17 protein-coding genes and 1 pseudogene are annotated in these 21064 nt (G+C 66.9%); 11 read left to right on the forward strand and 7 right to left on the reverse strand.

Annotation, left to right across the window (positions count from 1 at the left end; all coding sequences use genetic code 11):
- Positions 1-75 precede the first annotated feature (75 nt).
- Entirely contained in the window at positions 76-1113 is a 1038-nt protein-coding gene (locus tag ACAG20_RS03215; protein ID WP_370491730.1) for a hypothetical protein, read from the forward strand.
- A complete protein-coding gene (locus tag ACAG20_RS03220) occupies positions 1110-2363 on the forward strand; it encodes a sulfotransferase (protein ID WP_370491506.1) in 1254 nt (417 codons plus the stop codon). The genes ACAG20_RS03215 and ACAG20_RS03220 overlap by 4 nt, the downstream gene beginning before the upstream one ends.
- A gap of 354 nt (positions 2364-2717) precedes the next feature.
- Here the strand turns inward: ACAG20_RS03220 and nadE are convergent, their stop codons facing one another.
- Together nadE and ACAG20_RS03230 are read right to left on the reverse strand one after the other, a co-directional pair.
- Positions 2718-3566, reverse strand: a complete 849-nt coding sequence (gene nadE / locus ACAG20_RS03225; protein WP_370491507.1) for an ammonia-dependent NAD(+) synthetase — start codon at positions 3564-3566, stop codon at positions 2718-2720.
- Positions 3567-3733: 167 nt separating this feature from the next.
- A complete protein-coding gene (locus tag ACAG20_RS03230) occupies positions 3734-3943 on the reverse strand; it encodes a hypothetical protein (RefSeq protein ID WP_370491508.1) in 210 nt (69 codons plus the stop codon).
- A 118-nt stretch (positions 3944-4061) separates the two neighbouring features.
- Between ACAG20_RS03230 and ACAG20_RS03235 the strand changes: the two genes are divergently transcribed.
- The 3 genes from ACAG20_RS03235 (at position 4062) to ACAG20_RS03245 (ending at position 4943) form a co-directional block, all read left to right on the forward strand.
- Positions 4062-4214 carry a hypothetical protein gene (locus ACAG20_RS03235; protein WP_370491509.1) on the forward strand — a complete coding sequence of 51 codons (153 nt, stop codon included), beginning with the start codon at positions 4062-4064 and terminating at the stop codon, positions 4212-4214.
- A gap of 193 nt (positions 4215-4407) precedes the next feature.
- Positions 4408-4614 carry an antitoxin MazE-like protein gene (locus tag ACAG20_RS03240; protein WP_112683672.1) on the forward strand — a complete coding sequence of 69 codons (207 nt, stop codon included), beginning with the start codon at positions 4408-4410 and terminating at the stop codon, positions 4612-4614.
- On the forward strand, positions 4611-4943 hold the full coding sequence (locus ACAG20_RS03245; protein WP_112683671.1) for a type II toxin-antitoxin system PemK/MazF family toxin: 333 nt from the start codon (positions 4611-4613) through the stop codon (positions 4941-4943). Before ACAG20_RS03240 ends, ACAG20_RS03245 begins: the two co-directional genes overlap by 4 nt.
- A gap of 472 nt (positions 4944-5415) precedes the next feature.
- Here ACAG20_RS03245 and ACAG20_RS03250 read toward each other — a convergent pair whose 3' ends face one another.
- Positions 5416-5922 carry an O-acetyl-ADP-ribose deacetylase gene (locus tag ACAG20_RS03250; protein WP_370491510.1) on the reverse strand — a complete coding sequence of 169 codons (507 nt, stop codon included), beginning with the start codon at positions 5920-5922 and terminating at the stop codon, positions 5416-5418.
- Between the two features lie 604 nt (positions 5923-6526).
- Here ACAG20_RS03250 and ACAG20_RS03255 point away from each other — a divergent pair.
- Positions 6527-7828, forward strand: a complete 1302-nt coding sequence (locus ACAG20_RS03255) for a hypothetical protein (protein ID WP_370491511.1) — start codon at positions 6527-6529, stop codon at positions 7826-7828.
- Positions 7829-7849: 21 nt separating this feature from the next.
- Here the strand turns inward: ACAG20_RS03255 and ACAG20_RS03260 are convergent, their stop codons facing one another.
- The 3 genes from ACAG20_RS03260 to hrpA are packed head-to-tail and all read right to left on the reverse strand — an operon-like array spanning position 7850 to position 14040.
- A complete protein-coding gene (locus ACAG20_RS03260; protein ID WP_370491512.1) occupies positions 7850-8962 on the reverse strand; it encodes a hypothetical protein in 1113 nt (370 codons plus the stop codon).
- Positions 8963-8971: 9 nt separating this feature from the next.
- Positions 8972-10063, reverse strand: a complete 1092-nt coding sequence (locus ACAG20_RS03265; protein ID WP_370491513.1) for a phosphotransferase — start codon at positions 10061-10063, stop codon at positions 8972-8974.
- 38 nt (positions 10064-10101) lie between these two features.
- Positions 10102-14040, reverse strand: coding sequence for an ATP-dependent RNA helicase HrpA (hrpA, locus tag ACAG20_RS03270; protein ID WP_370491514.1), 3939 nt, complete (start codon positions 14038-14040; stop codon positions 10102-10104).
- A 164-nt stretch (positions 14041-14204) separates the two neighbouring features.
- Between hrpA and ACAG20_RS03275 the strand changes: the two are divergent.
- Both ACAG20_RS03275 and ACAG20_RS03280 read left to right on the forward strand, forming a co-directional pair.
- A pseudogene (locus ACAG20_RS03275) lies at positions 14205-15280 on the forward strand (dihydrodipicolinate reductase).
- Positions 15281-15451: 171 nt separating this feature from the next.
- Positions 15452-16294: an SDR family oxidoreductase gene (locus ACAG20_RS03280; protein WP_370491515.1), complete on the forward strand. Its 843-nt coding sequence runs from the start codon at positions 15452-15454 to the stop codon at positions 16292-16294.
- Here ACAG20_RS03280 and ACAG20_RS03285 read toward each other — a convergent pair.
- Positions 16282-16917, reverse strand: a complete 636-nt coding sequence (locus tag ACAG20_RS03285) for a hypothetical protein (RefSeq protein ID WP_370491516.1) — start codon at positions 16915-16917, stop codon at positions 16282-16284. The genes ACAG20_RS03280 and ACAG20_RS03285 overlap by 13 nt on opposite strands.
- Before the next feature lie 199 nt (positions 16918-17116).
- Between ACAG20_RS03285 and ACAG20_RS03290 the strand changes: the two genes are divergently transcribed.
- The 3 genes from ACAG20_RS03290 to ACAG20_RS03300 all read left to right on the forward strand — a co-directional run bounded on the left by ACAG20_RS03290 (position 17117) and on the right by ACAG20_RS03300 (position 20987).
- Complete coding sequence (locus ACAG20_RS03290; RefSeq protein WP_370491517.1) at positions 17117-17452, forward strand: DUF732 domain-containing protein; 336 nt, start codon at positions 17117-17119, stop codon at positions 17450-17452.
- Positions 17452-18102, forward strand: a complete 651-nt coding sequence (locus ACAG20_RS03295) for a class I SAM-dependent methyltransferase (protein ID WP_370491518.1) — start codon at positions 17452-17454, stop codon at positions 18100-18102. The genes ACAG20_RS03290 and ACAG20_RS03295 overlap by 1 nt, the downstream gene beginning before the upstream one ends.
- Before the next feature lie 83 nt (positions 18103-18185).
- Positions 18186-20987 carry an aconitate hydratase gene (locus ACAG20_RS03300; protein WP_370491519.1) on the forward strand — a complete coding sequence of 934 codons (2802 nt, stop codon included), beginning with the start codon at positions 18186-18188 and terminating at the stop codon, positions 20985-20987.
- The last annotated feature ends 77 nt before the right edge of the window (positions 20988-21064 follow it).

A 21064-nucleotide genomic window follows, 5' to 3' on the forward strand; every position in this document is an offset into this window, starting at 1 on the left:
CGCGCGTCAGCGCACGACGGACTTACCGAACCGCCAAGCCCCGAGGCCGTCGCCTGGCGCCGCCTGGTCGACGCCATGCGTGCTGCGGGGGAGCAGGTGGTCGCCGATACCGCGGGGCTGTCTCGGGTAGAGCGCGCCGACGGACTCCGGGCGCTGTTGCGGTCGTTCGCGAATCAATTGGGCCGCTTCGAGGTCGACCGGGACAAACCCGAATTGGTCGCGTTCAACGGGTGGCGGCAGAAGTTCCTGATGGACAACCCGGATTTTCGCTACTGGGTCGCCGACATCCGCTCCGGCGGGCGGTACCGGATTCGCGGGAACCGTGGCGACGCCGCCTATATCTCGATCACGGTCTATGCCGGTGCCGGCGGTACCGATGCCCAGGCCGCCGCGCGGATAGACAGTGATGCCTTGACTTTCGATGAAGCCGGCGGCTATCAGGTCAGTCTCGGCGGTCAGCGGCCGACGACGGGGGACTGGCTGGATCTACCCGCGGGCGCCACCGTGGTGTGGGTCCGGCACTTTCACAATGACGTCCATCAGGACGCCATCGGATGGTGTGCCATCGACCCGGCCGCCCAACCTCCGGTACCGGCGCCGATCGACCCGGAGAGGTTCTCCCGCCAGCTGACCAAGCTCGCAACGGCGACAACGTATCTGCCCCAAATCTGGGCCGCTGCCACCGCGGCAGACCTTGCCCAACCCAACCAGGTGCGGCACTGGGAGGAGATGACCGGCGGGGCGGTGTACACCGAGCCCGATATCCATTACCTGCGCGGGGGATGGCAACTGGCACCAGAGGAGGCACTGTTGATCGAGGGGGAGGCGGTCGACTGCCGCTACTGGAACATTCTGGCCTACAGCCGATTTCTCAATTCCCTCGACCACCGTCATCGCCGCGTCTCCTACACCGGAGCCACCGCCACCGTCGTCGGCAACCGGTATCGGTTCGTGCTGGCTGCCGAGGATCCCGGATCAACTGACGTCGACTGGATCGACACCGAGGGCCGGCCGGAGGGCATCGTGGTGATCCGGTTCTTGCAGCCTGTCCGCACGCCGCAGCTTCCCACCGTCAGGCGTGTGCGGCGCAGCGACATCCGGGCGCGACGATGACCCGGTGGCATGCGCCGGAGCGGACCGCCGCGGCACGGCAGATCTACCGGTCGGCCGAAGAGGACCGGGCCGTGCGGCCCGAGAGGTATCGGCTCGGCGTCGACGCCGTAGACCTGGTGATCGACCGGGCCTCGCGGGGACGTGGCGATGCCATGTTCGGCGAGGTGGCGGACTGGAAACCCGGCCTGGAGCACTATCTGGAGTCGGCGGCCGAAGACGGTCGGCTCAACGCCCTGGGTGCCAAGAACGCGCAGAGCACAGCGGTGGGACGGCTACGTGCCCGAGCGGCGATCGACACCTACCTGGGCGAGCATCCCGGCCTGGAGCAGCGGCCGCTGACCGCACCGATCATCATTACCGGCGGCTGGCGCACCGGGACTACCTTCTTGTTCCGGTTGCTGGGTCGCGACTCCCGACTGCGGGCACCGCTGCCCGCCGAACTCGGCACGCCCTGGCTGCTGGCCGGCGATCTGGAGCAGCAGCAGCGAACAGAACGGTTGGCCGCCGCCGAGTCCGGCCATCGGATACTGCACATCCTGAACCCGACCATGGCGGCCGTCCACGATTCGGGTCCGGACCTGGCCGAAGAATGCGTCCTGGCGATGGGCACCACCCTGCGTAACTGGGGCTTCACCGCCACCACCCGGCTGGACGGGTATGCCCGCTGGCTGGCCGGGGAGTCGTTTGCCGCGGAATACCGTCAGCACCGGCGCATCTTGCAGATCCTCGATGCCGACGACGGACGACGATGGGTCCTCAAGGCACCGGCACACACCGCCGAGTTCGAACATCTGATCGCCACCTATCCCGGTGCCTGCGTGATCTGGTTACACCGTGACATCGTCGAGACGGTGGCCTCCGGTGCGAGTTTGTTCGCCACCTACCGGTCCACCTACAGCGATGAAGTCGACGGTCACGATGTCGGGCGGTTCCAGACCGAGCAGACCGAGTTGTGGCTGCGGCGCGCGGTCACAGTTCGCAAATCCTCAGCGGCACAGAATGTTAAATGGCTGGACATCCACTACCCGGATCTGGTGTCCGATCCGGACGCGACGCTGCGCCGGATCTACGCCGCCGCCGACCTGGACGCCCCGGACACCACGGCGATGATCGCTGAGCACCACAGTGCCCAACCCCGCCACGGAAAGGGTCAACACCGGTACGTGGCCACCGACTTCGGGATCGACCCGCAGGCGCTGCGCGAACGCCTGCAGTTCTACGCCGATACGGTGTCGCTGGCCGCGGGGTAGCGTCGCCGGTCAGGCAGACCGGGTGGGTTGGACTCGACCGTTGGGGTACTCAAAGCTGTGGCTGCAGAAGCAGAGTCGCCCCCCCGTAGTGAAGGCGGCTTCCGTTAGGTATCCCAACCAGTGACCAGACCGCCGTGGGCGATCAGCTGGTGTCGACGTTAGAGCACGGAAAGATCGCCTACGACACCAAGACCGGCCAGGTCGAGGTGACGGTCAACGGGAAGGGCGTACCCGCCGGACTGTAACGCTGGGTCAGGGGTGTCGCTTTGAGGTCCGGTGTTCAGCCGTTCAGTTGGGAGACAGCGAGACGAATATCGAGTGCGTCGGGAGCTGTTTTTCTTCAGCGACCTCGCATCAGGCGCCGCGTGAGGCATCCCAGCCCGCCGGGGTGACGGGCAGCGCGCGCTTGTGGCCGGTGCGCCGGTACCAGCCAAGGATCGTCGCCTCGTCGGCAGGGGAGACGTCGCCGCCCTCGAGGTAGTCGTCGATGACGGCGTAGCGAACGCCGAGGGCCACCTCGTCGGAGATGAGCGGCTTGTCCTCTTCCAGATCGGCGGTGGGCACCTTCTCGATGAGGTTCTCCGGCATGCCAAGATGTCGGCCGATCTCGCGGACGCGGCGCTTCGGGAGGCCGTACAGCGGCGTGAGGTCGGCGGCGCCGTCGCCGTGCTTGGTGAAGAAGCCGACAACCGCCTCTGCCGCCTGGTCCGTGCCGACGACGAGCATGTTGCGGGCCCCGGCGACGGTGTACTGCGCGATCATCCGCTCGCGCGCCTTGACGTTGCCCTTGACGAAGTCGGCCCGCGCGTCGGCGATCGAGATGCCGGCCGCGAGGCAGGCGTCCCACATGCCGTCGACCGCGTCTTTGATGTTGACCGTGTACACCTCGTCCGCCCCGGTCGCCGCCACGGCTAGGTTGGCGTCCGCCTCGTCCTTCTGGACGCCGTACGGCAGTCGGATCGCCACGAACACGGCATCGCCGCCCTCGGCCCGCACCCGCTCGCACGCCAGCTGGCACAGGCGCCCAGCCACCGTGGAGTCGACGCCACCGGAGACGCCGAGCACCAAGCCCTGGGTACCGGTGTGGAGGACGTACTCCGCGAGGAACCGGATGCGACGCTCGGTCTCGCGGGCGGCGTCGAAGTCGGAGACGATCTCCAGATCTTCGATGATCCGCTGCTGCTGAGTGTCACTGTCGGTCATAAGCCGAGGCTAGCAAGCGCCCGCTTCTGACCGGTGTTGCTGACTCTTGCTGTGGGTGGACCGCCTCAAACCTTTACTGGTAACTCGCCGTATTCGATCCGCCAGGCGAGAGGCGCTGAGCCGACGTGGCCAATCATCCTGTGTTGCCCCTCCCGCTTTGTGAGGGTTCACGCGACGCTGCTGTAAATCGCCGCAACGAGCCCGCCCAGGATCAGCACCCCGACCATCACCGAGGCACAGATCGCCCAGCGTCGCCGGCGTCGGTGGGCGCTGCCGATCGCCACTGCGATGCTGGCGAGGGTCAACGCCGCATAGGCCGACAGTCCCACTGTCAGCATCACCGCTTCCCCGGTGCCGGCCAGTGTCGCTTTGGGCATGCGGTGAGCTTACGGGGTTCTCGCCACCGGTCAGGTCGAAGGGATCACCGCCCGGGCCGCACAACATTAGAGCTGGGAATATGGCCTCATGCCGCCTGGGCACGGGGAGAATTGCCACATGTCGACCGCGCTCTGGATCATCATTGCCATGCTCGCTATCGGGACAGTCGCCGGCGGGCTGATGCGACTGCGGGCGTGGTTGCGTAGGCCAGTACCGCCTGAGGTGATCGAGGCCGCGCGTCGCGCTGACGCCGAGGACGAGCACCGGTGATGAAGTGGTGAATCCCTTCACCGACGGGGATGGAAACCGTTGGGGCGAGGTGTAAGGCGAGGTGTAATACGACGAGCTTTACTGGTAACCCGCCATATTCGATGCCGCCGTATTCTTGCCGGGGCGCAAGATGGAGTCAGGGTCGGTCCGACCGCCGGCTGCGCAGACTCAGCGTTACATGTAACATACTGGCATGGCAGTGCGGGAAAGGGTCAGTGAGTACCGGCGGCGGATGCGCGAGCGGGGCCTGCGACCGCTGCAGGTCTGGGTGCCTGATGTGCGCACTGAGAGTTTTGCCGCCGAGGCGCATCGTCAGGCTTCGTTGGTCGCACGAGCGGACGAAAACGCCGATGACCAGGACTTCATTGAGGCCATCTCGACGCCATGGGACGAGGAGTGAACAGGGGGGAGGTCTGGACCGTAGCGGGGGGTGTGTACGCGACCAAACCGCGTCCAGCAGTGATTGTTCAGGACGATCTCTTTGATGCCACGAGTTCAGTGACCGTTGCTCCGATGTCCAGCACGCTGTTGGATGCGCCGTTGATGCGCATCCGGATAGCCGGCGGAGACGGACTGTTGTCCGGACTTGAGCACGACAGTGACGTCATGATCGACAAGCTCACAACCGTCAAAAGATCGAGTGTCCACGCCCGAGTCGGTCGGTTGACCGCTGAACAACTCGTCGAGGTCGAGCGAGCGATGATGGCATTCCTCGGCCTTGCGCGGTAGGCGATAGCCATTGCCCGACAGTGCAATACGGCGTACTTCAGTTGACATAATGTACGTTATCGGCGTTAGGCATATCCGCTGGATGTGGTTTCCGATCGAGTCGGTGTCGCCGATCTCTTCTGTAGATCCGAAACGAGTTGGCAACACGCTTGCGAAGACCTTGGCAGCCCCGGCTTTCCGAAACCATCGGACACTGGCGACCGCCCCAGCGCGAATGCTGCTGCCAACCGGTGAGCCTCAGATCGGCATCGCCCGACCCTGGCCCAAATCCGTAGGGATATGACAAGTGTCGGGCGCGCAGCGGGTCCGCCTGACTGATAATACGTCACGGTGACGAAATGTCCGGGTGTCGCCGCATGGGTTACTGTGCGGCAAGGTTACCGATTATCTTCCCGCGCACAGCTTCCGAGGAACAGGAAGCGTGGCGTCGCGCTCCGAAGATCCGCCAACATCGTTCTGGCGGCGCTGCGGCTCAGTCCGGGGCAGCCAACTGCGCCAGCACCTGCTTGTGCATCCTGGCGTCGAAAGCCACCAGTCGCACCTCGTCGACGCGAGTGTCGAGGGCGGCAATGGTTTCGATGGCGGCGGCGATGGCGTCGTGCTGCGGCCAGCCGTAGGCCCCGGCGCTGATGAGCGGAAAGGCGACGACTCGCGCGCCGAGTTCGTCGGCAACCTCCAAGGCCCGTCGGTAGCAGGACTCCAGCAGTGAACGGTCTGTCTGTCCGGCGTTGAAATTCGGGCCGACCGTGTGAATGACCCACCGGGCAGGCAGGTCGCCTGCTGTCGTCCATCCTGCGTCACCGGTGGCCAGCCCATTGGGGAACCTCTTGACGCAGTCGCGCAGAATGGCGGCGCCACCGGCGCGATGGATCGCGCCATCCGCGCCGCCACCGCCGCGCATAGCGGTGTTGGCGGGATTGACTACGGCGTCGACTTGCTGCTCGGTGATGTCGCCGCGAACCGCGGTGATTGTCGGCACGCTGCTCAGTATGCCTGCGTGAGCGTGACGGGTCGCCGCGATCCGCTCCATATCGCGGCCAACCCGTCATGCTCAGCGTCATCGACGCTGCAGCACTATCGCTTTACCGTTGCGGCGGCGGCGGCGCTACCGGCTGACAGGCATTGGCACCCGGATTCCACCAGTTGCCAGGACCGCAATTGGGCGGCGCTGACGGCTGGCAGGCATTGGCACCCGGGTTCCAGAAGTTGCCCGGTCCGCAATCAGGCGGTTGAGCCGAGCCAACGCCGGGCGCTACCGCTGCCACATACACGCCCGGTGCGAACGCCACGGCCGCGGCGCATGCCATGCGAAAAACGAACTTCCCCATGATTGCCTCCCCTCGAAAGTGTCCAGATCCCCGATCTGGATGTCGATTCATTAGCACTACCCCCTCCGGCGGAGGCGCAATCACGAATTCCACCGGGTGCGGCGGGACACTAATACGTCACGGTGACGAATTGAAGCCCCGAAGCAGGGCACGTGACAGTCGCTGTGCGGCACGCTGGACACGCCACCATGGCGCCGTCTGAAACGATGGACGGGTTGATTTCGCTCGATGCAAGAGGACTCGCGGTCACCAGCCATGACACCTTCTCGCCCGGTATCGGCCACCGGTGATACCGCGGTACCCGGCGATGACACCGGCATCGCGTTGCCGGTCGGCCCCGAAGAGATGTTGAGCCGTGGGAGCGGATTTCTCACCCGCGCGCTGCGCGGGTACGGAACTCTGGCGGCCGACAATGCGGTAGCGAACATCACCGATTTCGCGGAGGTCGGCGGCGGAAGCACCGGCCGCAAGGCCCGGCTGTCGATCGAGTACGCCGGTTGTGATCCCCAGCTGCCCACCGAACTGTTCGTGAAGTTCTCCCGCGACCTCGATGACCCCGTTCGCGATGTCGGCAGAACCCAGATGAAGGCCGAGGTTCGCTTTGCCGCGTTGGCGCGCACACCCGGATTTCCGATCACCGTGCCGGCCACACTGTTCGCCGACTATCACAGCGAGTCCGGCACCGGGCTGCTGATCAGCGAGCGGATCATGTTTGGTGACAACGGAATCGAACAACAACACCACAAGTGCCTGGACTATGAGATGCCTGATCCGCTGGAGCACTACCGGGCCATGACGGTCTCGCTGGCCAGACTGGCCGGCTGGGATCGCAGCGGTGCCGCCGGCGGTGCGATCGACGCCTTCCCCGTCGACCTTCAAGGGGCCACCGTCGGCGAGCGGCGTCCGCTCAGCGAAGACAGATTGGCGCGGCAGCTGGCACGTCTCACCGACTTCACCAGCACCCATCCCGGGCTGTTCCCGGCCGGGGTCCGCGCCTCGCACTTCCTGTCGGACTTCGCCGAGCAGGCACCTAGGATCGTTCAGGCCGAAGCGGCGGTGTGGCGGCACCTGGCAGCTGATCAGAATCACATCGCGCTGTGCCATTGGAACGCCAACGTCGACAACGCGTGGTTCTGGCGTGACGCCGACGATGTTCTGCAGTGCGGCTTGATGGACTGGGGATGCGTCAGTCAGATGAATGTGGCGATGGCGCTGTGGGGTGCGATGTCGGCGGCCGAGATCACCTTATGGAATGAACATTTCGATGCACTGGTGACGCTGTTCGTCACCGAGTTGGCCGCAGCCGGTGGCCCGCTGATCGACCCGGGCGAACTGACCCGCCAGGTCCTGATCTATGCGGGCATCATGGGGGTCAGCTGGCTGCTTGACGTGCCGGCACTGATCTGCACCCGCCTGGGCGAATCAGCCCGGGCGATGACCCGGTACGACGCGCCAATCAAACACGACGAAAGCGTCCGCGCCCCGCTGCAGATGTTGGTCAACGTGCTCAACCTGTGGCAGACGCGTGAAATCGGCGCACTGCTGGCCGGCCTTTGACGGCCCACGCTGGACGGCGGATCACCCGACCGCGGGCACATCCACCAGGCCGGTGAACCCGCTGGGACCGTGCGGCCCGATCGCCAGTTGCTCGAGCACCCCGATCCCGGTCCGCTCCCCCCACCGCGCCCGCATCACCTGCTGGACATGAATGTTGTCCAGTGCGAGGTTGTCGAGCTCGGCGACCGGGCTCTGCTCGCCGCCGACGGCGAGTTCGTCGTGCCACAAGCCGTGTGACCACTGTGGATGGAAGTAGCCAGCTCCCTTCATCCGGAAGGTCAGCAACGGTTCCAGCTTGATGGTTTCCGTGGCCTCACCGCGCCGGAAGTCCAGGCGCGCCCCCCGAGAGCGGCGCAGGCCCGGGGCCCAGTCGATGGTGTGGCTGATGTCGAGGTGCTCGATGCGGTCCTGGGGGCCGTAGACCGGATCGCCGGGCCGCAGAATGGGCAGCACCGCCCCGCTTTGAGCCCACGAGGCCCCGGTGTGATCCTCGAAGGTCAGGTAGTGCAACGCGACGTCGTCGAAATTCAACGGGGCCCAGAGAAAAAATATCTGGCCCGCCGACGGTTCGGGCGCCGCTGAAGCCGGCAGCCCCACCGGACGCAGACCCCAGGAGCGGTCCTTGGTGCCGTAGACGGTCCGGGTGTCGAAGTCGTTGGTGGCGCCGTCGACGGTCACCGATCCCGACCACCGGCCCAGCTGGGAGGCACGCGTCATGTCGATGGCCAACCGCGTACCCACATACCGGGTCTGGCGGGGTTCCTCGCAACCGGCGGTGCGCGCCGTGAACGTCATATCGGCGCTCAGCCCGTACTCGGGCGCGTCGACGACGACACGGTTGATGCGCATCGGTTCGACGATCTCGATGCTGATGGGCCCGATCGCCGTCTGGGTGCGATCCAACGGCGCACGGCCGGAGGCGAAAACTGAGCGCTGCACCCCGTCGCTGACCACACTGAGCGCGGCGTCGATGACACCTCGGTTTGGGTAGATGCCCAGTGCCACTGCGAAATAGAAGTCTTCGGTGTAGCCGTTGAACCAGAACCTGTCGTAGTGGTCGGGGTTGCCGTTGCCGGCGTGTGCCAGTGCCACCGGTGTCTGATGCACGGGGTAGTCGTCGAACGGTGTCAACACGGCGCTGTCCTAGCCGTCCAGCAGTGCCTCGGTGCCCAGATCGCTGATCTGCGCGCACGCCCGGCGAATCATCGTCAGGAACATCTGGTCGCCACGCTCGGTGCGTTCGACCAGCATGGCGGCCGGCGCCAGGAAGAACACCGCGTAGGCGGCCTGGCGTCGATAGTCGTTCCAGCACTGCGCCCAGTCGTAGCCGGACACTCCGGCGGCGGTCAGCGCGTCGAAGTAGCAGCGGACCAGTTCCTGCTCGTGGGCCGCCCGCAGTTCCGGATCCAGTGCGGTGCCGAGCAGGAACGCCACATCGATCAACCCGTTTCCCCGGTCTACGGTCTGCCAATCGACCACCGCCACCGGCACCTCGCCGCCCTTGGCGTCGAAGAGCATGTTGTCGGTTCGAAAGTCGCCGTGTACGACGGTGATCGGGCCTTGCGGTTCGGCGGGTTGTTGCGCGTGGACGCTGAGCCGGCGCATCCGCCCGGTGATGTCGGGTCCCAGCTCAGCGGCGTAGCGCTCGCAGAACTGGTCGATCAACAGCGGAACGACCTCGGCGAGGATATCGGCCGTGTTGCGGCCATGGTTGAGCCAGTCGTGATCATCGAACTCCGCGCGGCCCCAGAACGGCGCGTGCAATGCCGCCGCCTGAGCCAGCGCGCAGCGCGCGTGCTCGACGGTGAATCCGCTGAGCTGGTCGACCGCGGCCACCGGTGTCATGTTCTCCAGGAGCAGCACGAACTGGCCTGTGGCGGGGTCGATGTCACTGTAGAGGTAGCCCGGTGTCGCCACGGTGGTCCGGTCGCGCAGGTTCTGGTAGAAGCGGACCTCACGCTCGTAGAGTCGCTGCATGACGGCGGCCTGGCGGCTGTTGGGGTCATCAGCCGGTAGTTTGGCCACCACACTGGCCGGCCCGTCCGAATCGGCCCGGTCGTAGCTGAGGGCGAAAACCAGGGTGTCCGCGACCTGGCCGGTGCCGATCGGCGCGGCGGTCACGGCGGTCACCGTGGCGTCGGTAAGGGCCCCGCAGTGGCGCAGTACCTGGGTGAACCATTCTGCGCTCATGTCGTGGCGGTCGACGAGCGGCGGAGGAAGCGCGACGGTGCTCACAGCTAGCACCATAACCGCAGGACTGTCCCGGTCACAGTTCAACCGGTGCCGCCGGCGGCATCAATCGCCCGGTGGATCCGCTGCTGACTCACCGGACGCGAAGTGCCGAGCTGTTGCGCCCACAGGCTGACGCGCAGTTCTTCGATCTGCCAACCGATGTCGCGCACATCGGCAGCGGTGCGGCGAGCCAGGGGCAGGCCGGCGAGCAGTTCCTCATAAGCGTCCTGCACGGCGTGTACCTGGGCCATCCGCTGCCGGTCGGCGCTGCCGGCGCGCGGCAGCTGCTCCAGGCGCCGCCGGATCGCAGCCAGATAGCGGGTGAAGTCGGCCAGTCGTGCGCGACCCGCCGCGGTGACGAAGCCGGGCGCCAACAGCCGGTGCAGCTGGTCGCGAATATCGGCGACGGCGTCGCGATGGGCGGCCGGCGGCTGCGCGGGCACCAGCAGATCGACGTCGCGCGCGGCAGCGAGCAGCTTCTCGACACGAACCACGATGTCCTGCGTCGTTGCCTTCAGGGCCTCGCCCACCGCGGCCCGCAGCGTGGCAAACGCCTCGCGCGTCCACACCGGACCGTCCATCAGCGACTCGACCGCCGCGTCGGTGCAGTCATCGAGCAGGGCGGTCAGTGACCCGTCCGGATTGGCCTTCAGTGCCAACCGGGTGCCCGGATCCAGCTGCCGCTCGATCGCCTTGATCGGAGATGGGACGCAGCAGCGCAGCAGCCGCCGGATGCCGGCCGTCATGGCCGCGGCCTGTTCGCCCTCGGTGGCGAAGACTCGTAGGTCGGTGGCGGCTCCGGTGTCGACGAACGCCGGATAGCCCCGGACCACGCGCCCGCCGACCACGTGCTCGACCACCCGCGGCAGTTCCTCGAGGTCGGCGGGCCAGTCGCGCAGTCCGCTGCGCTGCAGCTCACCGGCGACCACCCCGGCAACCGCATCCCGCGCCGACGCGGCGAAGCGCTCCTGCAGGGCGCCCAGGTTGTCCCCGCGCGCCAACTCCGAGCCGTCGGCAGCTTCGACGCTGAACGTCACCCGCAGATGGGCAGGCAGCCTGCTCAGATCGAACGACTCGATGGGCACCAGGACACCGGTGCGCCGGCGCAGCTCGCGTTGCAGCGCCACCAGCAGCGAGCCGCCGTCGGGATCGAGTGCGGGCAGCACCGCGCGGGCGGTGTCGGGGGCGGGCACGAAGTTCCGCCGCAGCTCCTTCGGCAACGAGCGGATCAGCGCGGTCACCAACTCCTCGCGCAGCGCCGGCACCTGCCAGGTGAAGGCGTCACCGCCGAGCCGGGCCAGCACATCGATCGGCACATGCACCGTGACGCCGTCGTCGGCGGCGTCGGGCTCGAACCGGTAGCTCAGCGGCAGGCTGGCATCACCGGTCTGCCAGCTGTCGGGCCGGCCGGCGACAACCTCGCCATCGGCACGCAGCAGATCGTCACGGCTCAACGTCAACAGGTCCGGGGTCTGACGCCGTTGCTTCTTCCACCAGCCGTCGAAGTGCCGGGCGGAGACCACATCGGCCGGTATCCGGGCGTCATAGAACGCATAGATCTCGTCGTCGTCGACGATCAGATCGCGACGGCGGGCCCGGTCCTGCAATTCGTCCAGCTCGGCCCGCAACCGCGCGTTGTCGGCCGAGAAACCGTGACGGCTCTGCCAGTCGTCCTCCACCAGCGCGTGCCGGATGAACAGCTCGCGCGCCAGCGTCGGCTCGACCCGGGAATAGCCGACCCGGCGCCGCGCCACCAGCGGCAGGCCGTACAGCGTCACCCGTTCGTAGGCCAGCACCTCACCGCGCTGCGCATCCCAGTGCGGTTCGCTGTAGCTGCGCTGCACCAACTCCCCCGCCATCCGCTCGATGACCTCGGGCTGGATGCGCGCCGCGGTGCGCCCGTAGAGCCGGCTGGTCTCGACCAGCTCGGCCACCACCACCCACCGCGGCGGTCGTTTGGCCAGCACCGATCCGGGCGCCAACACGAACCGGGAGTTGCGCGCCCCCAGATAGTCGCGCCCGTCCACGCGGCGCATACCCACGTGCGACAGCAACCCGGCCAGCAGCGCCGCGTGCACGCGGGCCCGACCCGCGGGCTCGTCGACGTCGACCCCGGACTCATCCAGGCCCAGATCCCGCGCGACGCTGCGCAACTGCCCCACCAGATCCTGCCACTCGCGGATTCGCAGATAATGCAGGAACTCGTTCCGGCACATCTTCCGGAACGCACTGCCGCTCAGCGCCTTTCGCTGTTCATTGAGATACCGCCACAGATTCAGGTAGGACATGAAGTCCGACTCGTCATCGGCAAAGCGGGCGTGCTGGGCGCGGGCGGCCTCCTGCCGGTCGGTGGGGCGTTCCCGCGGATCGGGGATCGTCAGCGCCGCCGCTACCACCAGCACCTCGCGCACACATCCCTCGGTGCCGGCCGCCAGGATCATCCGGCCCAGCCGCGGGTCGACGGGCAGCCGGGCCAACCGGCGACCCAGATCGGTGATCTGCCCCTGCGCGTCGAACGCGCCGAGTTCGACCAGCAGTGCCATCCCGTCGCGGATGCTGCGCGCATCCGGTGGATCCAGAAACGGGAAGTCCGCGACCTCACCGAGTCGCAGCGCAGCCATCTGCAGCAACACTGCGGCGAGATTGGTGCGCAGCACCTCCGGGTCGGTATAGGCCGGCCGCGCCTCGAAGTCGGCCTGCGAGTACAGCCGGATACACACCCCCGGGGCGGTGCGTCCACAGCGTCCGGACCGCTGGGCGGCCGACGCCTGCGAGATCGGCTCGATCGGCAGCCGCTGCACCTTCAATCGCCTGCTGTAGCGCGAGATGCGGGCGTTGCCCGGGTCGATGACGTAGCGGATGCCGGGCACCGTCAGCGAGGTCTCGGCCACATTGGTGGCCAGGACCACGCGCCGGGTGATACTCGATGCGGTCCGCCGGTTGAATACCTTCTGTTGTTCGGCGGTCGGCAGCCGGGCATACAGCGGCAATACCTCAAGGGGGTGGCCGCCCGGACGCAGTCCTTGCAATGCGTCGGCGGTATCGCGGATTTCCCGTTCACCGGACAAAAAGACCAGGATGTCGCCGGGCGGCTCCGCCGCCAGTTCCCCGATCGCGTCGATGATCGCCTCGATCTCGTCGCGCGTCTCGGTGCGTACGATCTCCTGATCGGGATCGTCAGGATCTTCGGCCGCGTTCGTCGTGACCGCGACTTCCAGTGGGCGGTAACGGATCTCCACCGGGTAGGTCCGGCCGGACACCTCGATGATGGGAGCCCCGCCGCCGAAGTGCGCCGCGAAGCGCTGCGGCTCGATGGTCGCCGAGGTGATGATCAGCTTCAGGTCGGGCCGCCGGGGCAGCAGCTGACGCAGGTAGCCGAGCAGGAAGTCGATGTTGAGGCTGCGTTCGTGGGCCTCGTCGAGAATCACCGTGTCGTAGCGCAGCAACCGCCGATCCCGCTGGATCTCGGCAAGCAGGATCCCGTCGGTCATCAGCTTGACCAGGGTGCGGTCACTGACCCGGTCGGTGAAACGCACGCTGTAACCGACGGCGTCGCCGAGCGGCACCGACAGTTCGTCGGCGATGCGCTGCCCGACCGTTCGCGCGGCGAGCCGGCGCGGCTGGGTGTGGCCGATCATGCCGCGGATGCCCCGGCCGATCTCGAGGCAGATCTTGGGAAGCTGCGTCGTCTTGCCCGACCCGGTTGCCCCGGCCACCACCACCACTTGGTGCGCCCGGATCGCCTCGGCGATCTCATCACGCCGATCGCTGACCGGCAGGTCGGGATAGCTGATCGCCGGCACGGCGGCGCGCCGGGCGGCGACGACTGCCTCGGCGGCGGTGAGCTGCTCGGCCAGCTGCCGCAGCTGCTGCGGCCGGCCATCACGCAGCTGCTTGAGGCGCCTGCCGAAGTGCGCGGCGTCGCGAATGGTCAGGCCGTCGAGCCGGCTGCGCAAGGCTGCTACGGAGGGCTCGGGCACGCCGCCGAGGATAGAGGTCGTGAGACCGCCGACCACCGGCTAACCGTCGGTACCGGTCAGTACCGATCCGGCGACAACGTCGGGCCGGCCGCGCACTTGTTGACTCAAGTCAGTCAACATGGTTACCGTCCATGATCCGGGCCCCCGAATTGAACGGACTGAGGATGCGCAGAATAGTTCAGTTCTCCACCGGCAACGTCGGCCGCCATTCGTTGTGGGCGATCATCGGCCGGCCGGATCTGGAGCTGGTGGGCGTGCACGCCTCGAGTCCGGACAAGATCGGTCGTGATGCCGCCGAACTCTGCGGCCGCCGTGAACCCACCGGAGTGCTCGCCACCGACGATATCGATGCGCTGCTGGCACTCGGCGCAGACTGCGTGGTGTACACGGCGCAGGCCGAAACACGTCCGCTCGAAGCGATCGAACAGCTGGCGACGTTCTTGTCCGCCGGCGTCAACGTCGTCGCCTCGTCGCTGGTCTGGATGGTCACGCCGCACCAGGCCGACGACTGGCTGCGTGAACCGCTCGCGCAGGCGTGCAAAGCCGGCAACGCGTCGCTCTACGTCAACGGAGTGGATCCCGGGTATTCCGGCGACACCGAGGCGCTGGCGGCCATGAGCTTGGCCACCCGCATCACATCCGTGACCGTGCAAGAGATCTTCGACTACGGCAACTACGACGACTTCGAATTCACTGGAAAGACCATGGGTTCGGACTGCCCCGCGACAGCGACGTGACGCCGGCATTGTTCTTGCCCGGCGTGATCAGCTCGATGTGGGGTGGCCCGGTGCGAAATCTGGCCCGACATCTGGGAATCGAGCTGGACGAGGTACGGCAACGCGCCGATGCCTGGTACGCCACCGATCACATCGAATGCGCCATGACCTCGGTGGAGCCCGGGCAGCTGGCCGCCGCCCGGTTCGCCGTCGAGGGAGTGATCAACGGTGCACCGGTCATCACCATGGAGCACATCACCCGCCTCACTCCGGCGTCGGCGCCCGACTGGGAGTACCCACCGGACGGCCAGATCGGAATACACCGGGTCGTCGTCGAAGGTGAGCCGCGGGTGGAGATCAACACCGCGCTCTCGCACCCCGCCTACGACCCGACCGACGCCGGCTGTATCTCCACGGCGGCGCGCATCGTCAACGTGATCGACTGGGTCTGTGATGCTCCGGCCGGGCTGATCGCCGTCGAGGACATCCCCCAGGTCGCCATGGTCAAAGGACTGATCTGGTGAGTACCGGCCCGACGCGCAACCAGGTGTCGGTCGCCGCGCTCTAGGCTCCGGCAGGCACCTGACGAACTTTACAATTCTGCACCAAACTGTCACTCTTGCGGTCGGGGCGGGGTGGGCGAATCCGCTCGAATAAGCCCTACGGCAACGCATCGACAAGCGAGGAGTCAGCGGGTGGCAGGCAGCGAATTCTCCGGCCGCACCATGGTGGTGTCCGGCGGCAGCCGTGGTATCGGATTGGCGATCGGCCTGGGCGCCGCTCGGTTGGGTGCCAACGTGGTGCTGCTGGCCAAGACCGCCGAACCGCACCCGCGCCTGCCCGGCACGGTGCACACCGCCGCGGCCGAGATCGAAGCGGCCGGCGGCAAAGCCCTGGCCGTCGTCGGTGACGTGCGCAGCGAAGACGACGTGCAGCGCGCCGTCGATGCCGCAGTGGACCGGTTCGGCGGCATCGACATCTGCGTGAACAACGCCAGCTCGATCGCCACCGAACCGACGGACAAGCTGTCCGCCAAGAAGTTCGACCTGATGCAGGACATCAACGTCCGCGGGACGTTCCTACTGACCAAGGCGTGCCTGCCGCACCTGCAGCGCTCTGCTGCACCGCACGTGTTGACGATCGCTCCCCCGATCAACATGAACCCGTACTGGCTGGGTGTGCACCCGTCCTACACGCTGTCCAAGTACGGCATGACGTTGTTGACCCTGGGCTGGGCCGCCGAATACGCCGACGCCGGCATCGCGGCCAACTGCCTGTGGCCGGAGACCTACATCGCGACATCGGCGGTGGCCAACTCCCCCGACGGCGGCCAGTTGCTGGAGAAGGCACGCAGCCCGCAGATCATGGCGGACGCCGCCGTGGCGATCCTGCGCCGCCCGGCCGCAGAAGCCAACGGACAGTGCTTCATCGATGCCGACGTGCTGGCCGAGAACGGCGTGACGGACTTCTCGGTCTACGGCGGTGGGCCCGAGCCGCTGATGGACTTCTTTGTCGACAGGCAGCCTCAGCGCAGGTAGACCTCGCTGCCGCTGGGATATCCGCCACCGGTGGTGGTGATGTGGACATGGTCGTAGTGGCCGTAGCCGCCGCGCTGCGCCCCGCCGCCGGGCGTGTAGTACATCCCGCGCCAGATGGCGTCTTGCAGGCCGAACCGATCGGCGTTCTCCATCACGTAGGCCACGATCGCGTCGCCGAGTGCGATGCCGTCGGCGCTGCCGGGGTTGGGGATCATGACATCGAGCGCCAGGCCGTTGGGGTGCCAGCGCAAGGCGTCGGCGCGCACACCACCGATCTGGTGGATCTGCGGAAAGGCGTCGCTGATGCTGCGGGCGGCCAGGATCGTCTTGACCTGAAGACCGCGTTCGGAGGCGACCCCGGCGGGCAAAAAGCGCGACACCATCCGCATTCGTGAGGCCGCGGCAACGCCTTCCGGACTGCCCTGCCGCAGGTAATCGGCCGGGGCCGCAACCAACTGCAATCCGCCCGGTGAATCGTCCACAGCAACCACCGGATCGGCTTCTTTCGCGCCCGTAGTATTGGCGCTGCCTCCCACAGCAAAGAACATTGCTGCTGGTGCGATGAGCGCAGCCATCCAAACCGATGACCGTTGACGCTTCCTGGCTAACTCATGTCGGCCCACGGGAAGACAGGATACGAGAAATTCGGCTAATAGTCACAAATTTATAAACCTCATAAATTCCTTATGTCTGACTGGTCACACCGGAATGGGTTTCCCGCTGCCCCGAATTCGCCATTCACCGAGGTGGACGGCGCGCGCCCGAGCGCACCGGTGACCGCAAAGGAAGCCCACCTAACCAGCTGGGTCTAGACTGCAACTCATGAAGTCGACGACCCTCGCCGCGGCGGTCCTGGGCTTGGCGGTGGCGCTGGCCGCACCGGCGCAGGCCGACCCCGACATTGATTTTGCCCACGAACTGCACACCTACGGCATCTACGGCCCCCGGGACTACAACGCGTGGCTGGGCAAGATCGTCTGCGAGCGCCTCGACAAGGGCGTGGACGGCGACGCGGCCAAGTCGGTCCGCTTCATCACCCCGAACCTGCAGAAGGGCACCACCCAGCCGCAGGTCTGGCAGTTCCTGGGCGCGGCCATCCACACCTACTGCCCGGACAAGCGGCCGGTGCTGGAACAGGCCGCCGCCCAGCACGGCTGATGAACGTCAGCCGGCTCTGGCAGAACAGGCTCTTCTCTCGGACCGTGGGCGCGGCCTATGCCCGCGCGATCGAACGCCCCGCGTTGGCCCGCGTCTTCGGCCGGCTGCTCTTCGGCACCGACGTCGACCGCATCTATCAGGCCATGGACGTCGTCGCGGAGCTGCCTGACGGCTCGGCTGTACTCGATGTGCCCTGCGGCGGCGGCATCACCATCGCCCGCCTGCTTCCCGGCAAACGCGTGCGCTACGTGGCGATGGATATCTCGCCGGGCATGCTCGACCACGCCCGCCGGCGACTGCCGCATAGCCCCGTCGAGTTCGTCGAGGGCAGCATCGAAGCGATCCCGTTCGCCGACGACGAGTTCGACCTGTGCGTGAGCTTCAACGGGCTGCACTGTCTACCCGACCCGGCCGCTGCCATCCGTGAGATCGCCCGTTGCCTCAAACCGGGCGGCCGGCTGGTCGGCGATTTCGCCACCCGCGGGCAGGTTCCCCGTGCCGACGCCTACATGGTGCTGATGCGGGCCAGCGGCACCTTCGGGCCCGGCGGCACCCTGGCCGACGCCCGGCGGTGGTTCACCGACGCCGGCCTCACGATTGACGAGCTCGAATGTTCCGGCGCGATCACCCATTTCGCCGTCCACAAATAGTTAGAGCCGATTTCCTGCTGGCCGCGCCGCTGATGCGGACTAAGGTCGGTGGTATCCCGATTCGCCCAGCGAGAGGGGCCACCATGGCCGAGCAGACCATTCTCGACAGCTTCGGAACCAAAGACCAGCTGTCCGTCGACGACACCCGCTATCAGATCCGGCGTCTCGATCGCATCGACGGCTCGGCGCGATTGCCCTACAGCCTCAAGGTGCTGCTGGAGGATCTGCTGCGCAACGAGGACGGCCGGCTGGTGACCACCGATCAGATCAACGCGATGGCCGCCTGGGACCCGAAAGCCGAGCACGGCCGCGAGATCGCCTACACCCCGGCCCGCGTGCTGATGCAGGACTTCACCGGCGTCCCGTGCGTCGTCGACCTGGTGGCGATGCGCGACGCGATCGCGGAGCTGGGCGGCGACACCAAACGCATCAACCCGCTGTGCCCGACCGAGCTGGTGATCGACCACTCGGTGATCGCCGACGTCTTCGGCCGCGCCGACGCGTTCGCCATCAACGCCGAACTGGAGTTCGAGCGCAACGCCGAGCGTTACCAACTGCTGCGCTGGGGCCAGCAGGCCTTCGACGACTTCTCGGTGGTGCCGCCCGACACCGGCATCTGCCACCAGGTCAACCTGGAATACCTGGCCCGCGTGGTGTTCACCCGTGACACCGACGAAGGGCCGCAGGCCTACCCGGACACGCTGGTCGGCACCGACTCGCACACCCCGATGATCAACGGCCTCGGCGTGCTGGGCTGGGGTGTCGGCGGCATCGAAGCCGAGGCGGCCATGCTGGGGCAACCGATGAGCATGCTGATCCCCCAGGTGGTCGGTCTGAAGCTCAGCGGCGAACTGCAGCCCGGCACCACCGCCACCGACCTGGTACTTACCGTCGCCGAACTGTTGCGGCGCACCGGCGTGGTGGGCAAGTTCGTCGAATTCTTCGGCCCCGGCGTAGCCAATGTGCCGTTGGCGAACCGGGCCACCATCGGCAACATGAGCCCGGAGTACGGGGCTACCTGCGCGATCTTCCCGATCGACGGCGTCACCTGCGACTACCTGCGCCTGACCGGGCGCTCGGAGCACCAGATCAAGCTGGTCGAGGCCTACGCCAAAGAACAGGGCATGTGGCACGAGCCCGACCGTGAGCCCACCTACTCGCAGATCCTGGAGCTGGACCTCAGCACCGTCGAGCCGTCGATCGCCGGGCCCAAACGTCCGCAGGACCGCATCCCGCTGCGGTTGGCTCCGCAGACGGTCTGCGCACTGCTCGGCGGCACCGAAACCACCGAACAGGCGCTGTCAGACCTCGACGAAGCGTCCGCGGACTCCTTCCCCGCCAGCGACCCCATCGCCTTCGGTGACCGGTCGCAGCCCGAGGGCAAACCACGCCTGCCGGACAGCGACTGCGCCGCCCTGGACTGGCCGTCGGAGTCGGTGGCCGTCGAGCTCGCCGACGGCACCCGCACCGACATCGGCAACGGCGATGTGGTGATCGCCGCCATCACCTCGTGCACCAATACTTCCAACCCGTCGGTGATGGTGGGTGCGGCGCTGCTGGCGCGCAACGCCGTCGACAAGGGGCTGTCGCGCAAGCCGTGGGTGAAGACCACCCTGGCACCCGGATCGCGGGTGGTAACCGACTACTACGACCGCGCCGGCCTGACCCCGTACCTGGACAAGCTGGGCTTCAACCTGGTCGGCTACGGCTGCACCACCTGCATCGGCAACTCCGGCCCGCTGATCCCCGAGGTGGGCAAGGCCGTCGTCGACAACGACCTGACCGTGTGTTCGGTGCTGTCCGGCAACCGAAACTTCGAGGGCCGTATCCACCCGGACACCCGGATGAACTTCCTGGCTTCGCCGCCGCTGGTGGTCGCCTATGCACTGGCTGGCACGCTGCGGATCAATCTGCTCACCGACCCGATCGGAACCGGCAGCGACGGCGAGCCGGTGTATCTGCGTGACCTCTGGCCCACCACCGAGGAGATCGCCGCGGTGGTGGACGACAATCTGCAGGCCGAGATGTTCACCGCCAGCTACGCCGATGTCTTCACCGGCGACGAGCGCTGGCGCGGAATGACGGTGCCGGAGGGCGACACGTTCTCCTGGGATCCCGACTCCACCTATGTGCGCCAGCCGCCGTACTTCGACGGCATGACCCGCGAACCGCAACCCGTCACCGACATCACCGGGGCCCGGGTGCTGGCCAAACTCGGCGACTCGGTCACCACCGACCACATCAGCCCGGCCGGGTCGATCCGGTATGACTCACCCGCGGGAAAGTACTTGTCCGCGCACGGTATTGAGCGCAAGGATTTCAACTCCTACGGCTCCCGGCGCGGCAATCACGAGGTGATGATCCGCGGCACGTTCGCTAACGTCCGGCTGCGCAACGAGCTGGCGCCCGGCACCGAGGGCGGCTTCACCCGCGACTTCACCCAACCGGACGCTCCGGTCAGCACCATCTACGACGCGTCGGTCAACTACCTCGACGCCGGGGTGCCGTTGGTGATCCTGGCCGGCAAGGAATACGGGTCCGGCTCGTCCCGCGACTGGGCCGCCAAGGGCACCGTGCTGCTTGGCGTGCGAGCGGTGCTGGCGGTGTCCTACGAGCGCATCCACCGCTCCAACCTGATCGGGATGGGGGTCCTGCCGCTGCAGTTCCCCGACGGCGCCGACGCCGACTCGCTCGGCCTGACCGGTGAGGAGACCTTCGACATCACCGGCGTGACCGCCCTGGACGACGCCATCCCCGACACGGTGCACGTGAAGGCGGGATCGGTGGAGTTCGACGCCAAGGTGCGCATCGACACCCCCGGTGAGGCCGACTACTACCGGCACGGCGGCATCATGCAGTACGTGCTGCGGCAGCTGCTCGACTGAATCGCAAGAACATCGTTGCGCGATCTACTTCCGGCGGGGTGGACGGCAGCGTAGAGATCGGTGTCGAATGCCCCTAA

Origin of the sequence: Mycobacterium sp. pW045 (genome assembly GCF_041287085.1) — a bacterium.
Classification (GTDB): domain Bacteria; phylum Actinomycetota; class Actinomycetes; order Mycobacteriales; family Mycobacteriaceae; genus Mycobacterium; species Mycobacterium algericum_A.

Bases quoted from the DNA above. Each gene is read 5' to 3' on its own strand.
- ACAG20_RS03215 (WP_370491730.1), top strand. From the start codon at position 76: ATGCGTGCTGCGGGGGAGCAGGTGGTCGCCGATACCGCGGGGCTGTCT.
- ACAG20_RS03220 (WP_370491506.1), top strand. From the start codon at position 1,110: ATGACCCGGTGGCATGCGCCGGAGCGGACCGCCGCGGCACGGCAGATC.
- nadE (WP_370491507.1), bottom strand. From the start codon at position 3,566: ATGACCGACAGTGACACTCAGCAGCAGCGGATCATCGAAGATCTGGAG.
- ACAG20_RS03230 (WP_370491508.1), bottom strand. From the start codon at position 3,943: ATGCCCAAAGCGACACTGGCCGGCACCGGGGAAGCGGTGATGCTGACA.
- ACAG20_RS03235 (WP_370491509.1), top strand. From the start codon at position 4,062: ATGTCGACCGCGCTCTGGATCATCATTGCCATGCTCGCTATCGGGACA.
- ACAG20_RS03240 (WP_112683672.1), top strand. From the start codon at position 4,408: ATGGCAGTGCGGGAAAGGGTCAGTGAGTACCGGCGGCGGATGCGCGAG.
- ACAG20_RS03255 (WP_370491511.1), top strand. From the start codon at position 6,527: ATGACACCTTCTCGCCCGGTATCGGCCACCGGTGATACCGCGGTACCC.
- ACAG20_RS03290 (WP_370491517.1), top strand. From the start codon at position 17,117: ATGAAGTCGACGACCCTCGCCGCGGCGGTCCTGGGCTTGGCGGTGGCG.
- ACAG20_RS03295 (WP_370491518.1), top strand. From the start codon at position 17,452: ATGAACGTCAGCCGGCTCTGGCAGAACAGGCTCTTCTCTCGGACCGTG.
- ACAG20_RS03300 (WP_370491519.1), top strand. From the start codon at position 18,186: ATGGCCGAGCAGACCATTCTCGACAGCTTCGGAACCAAAGACCAGCTG.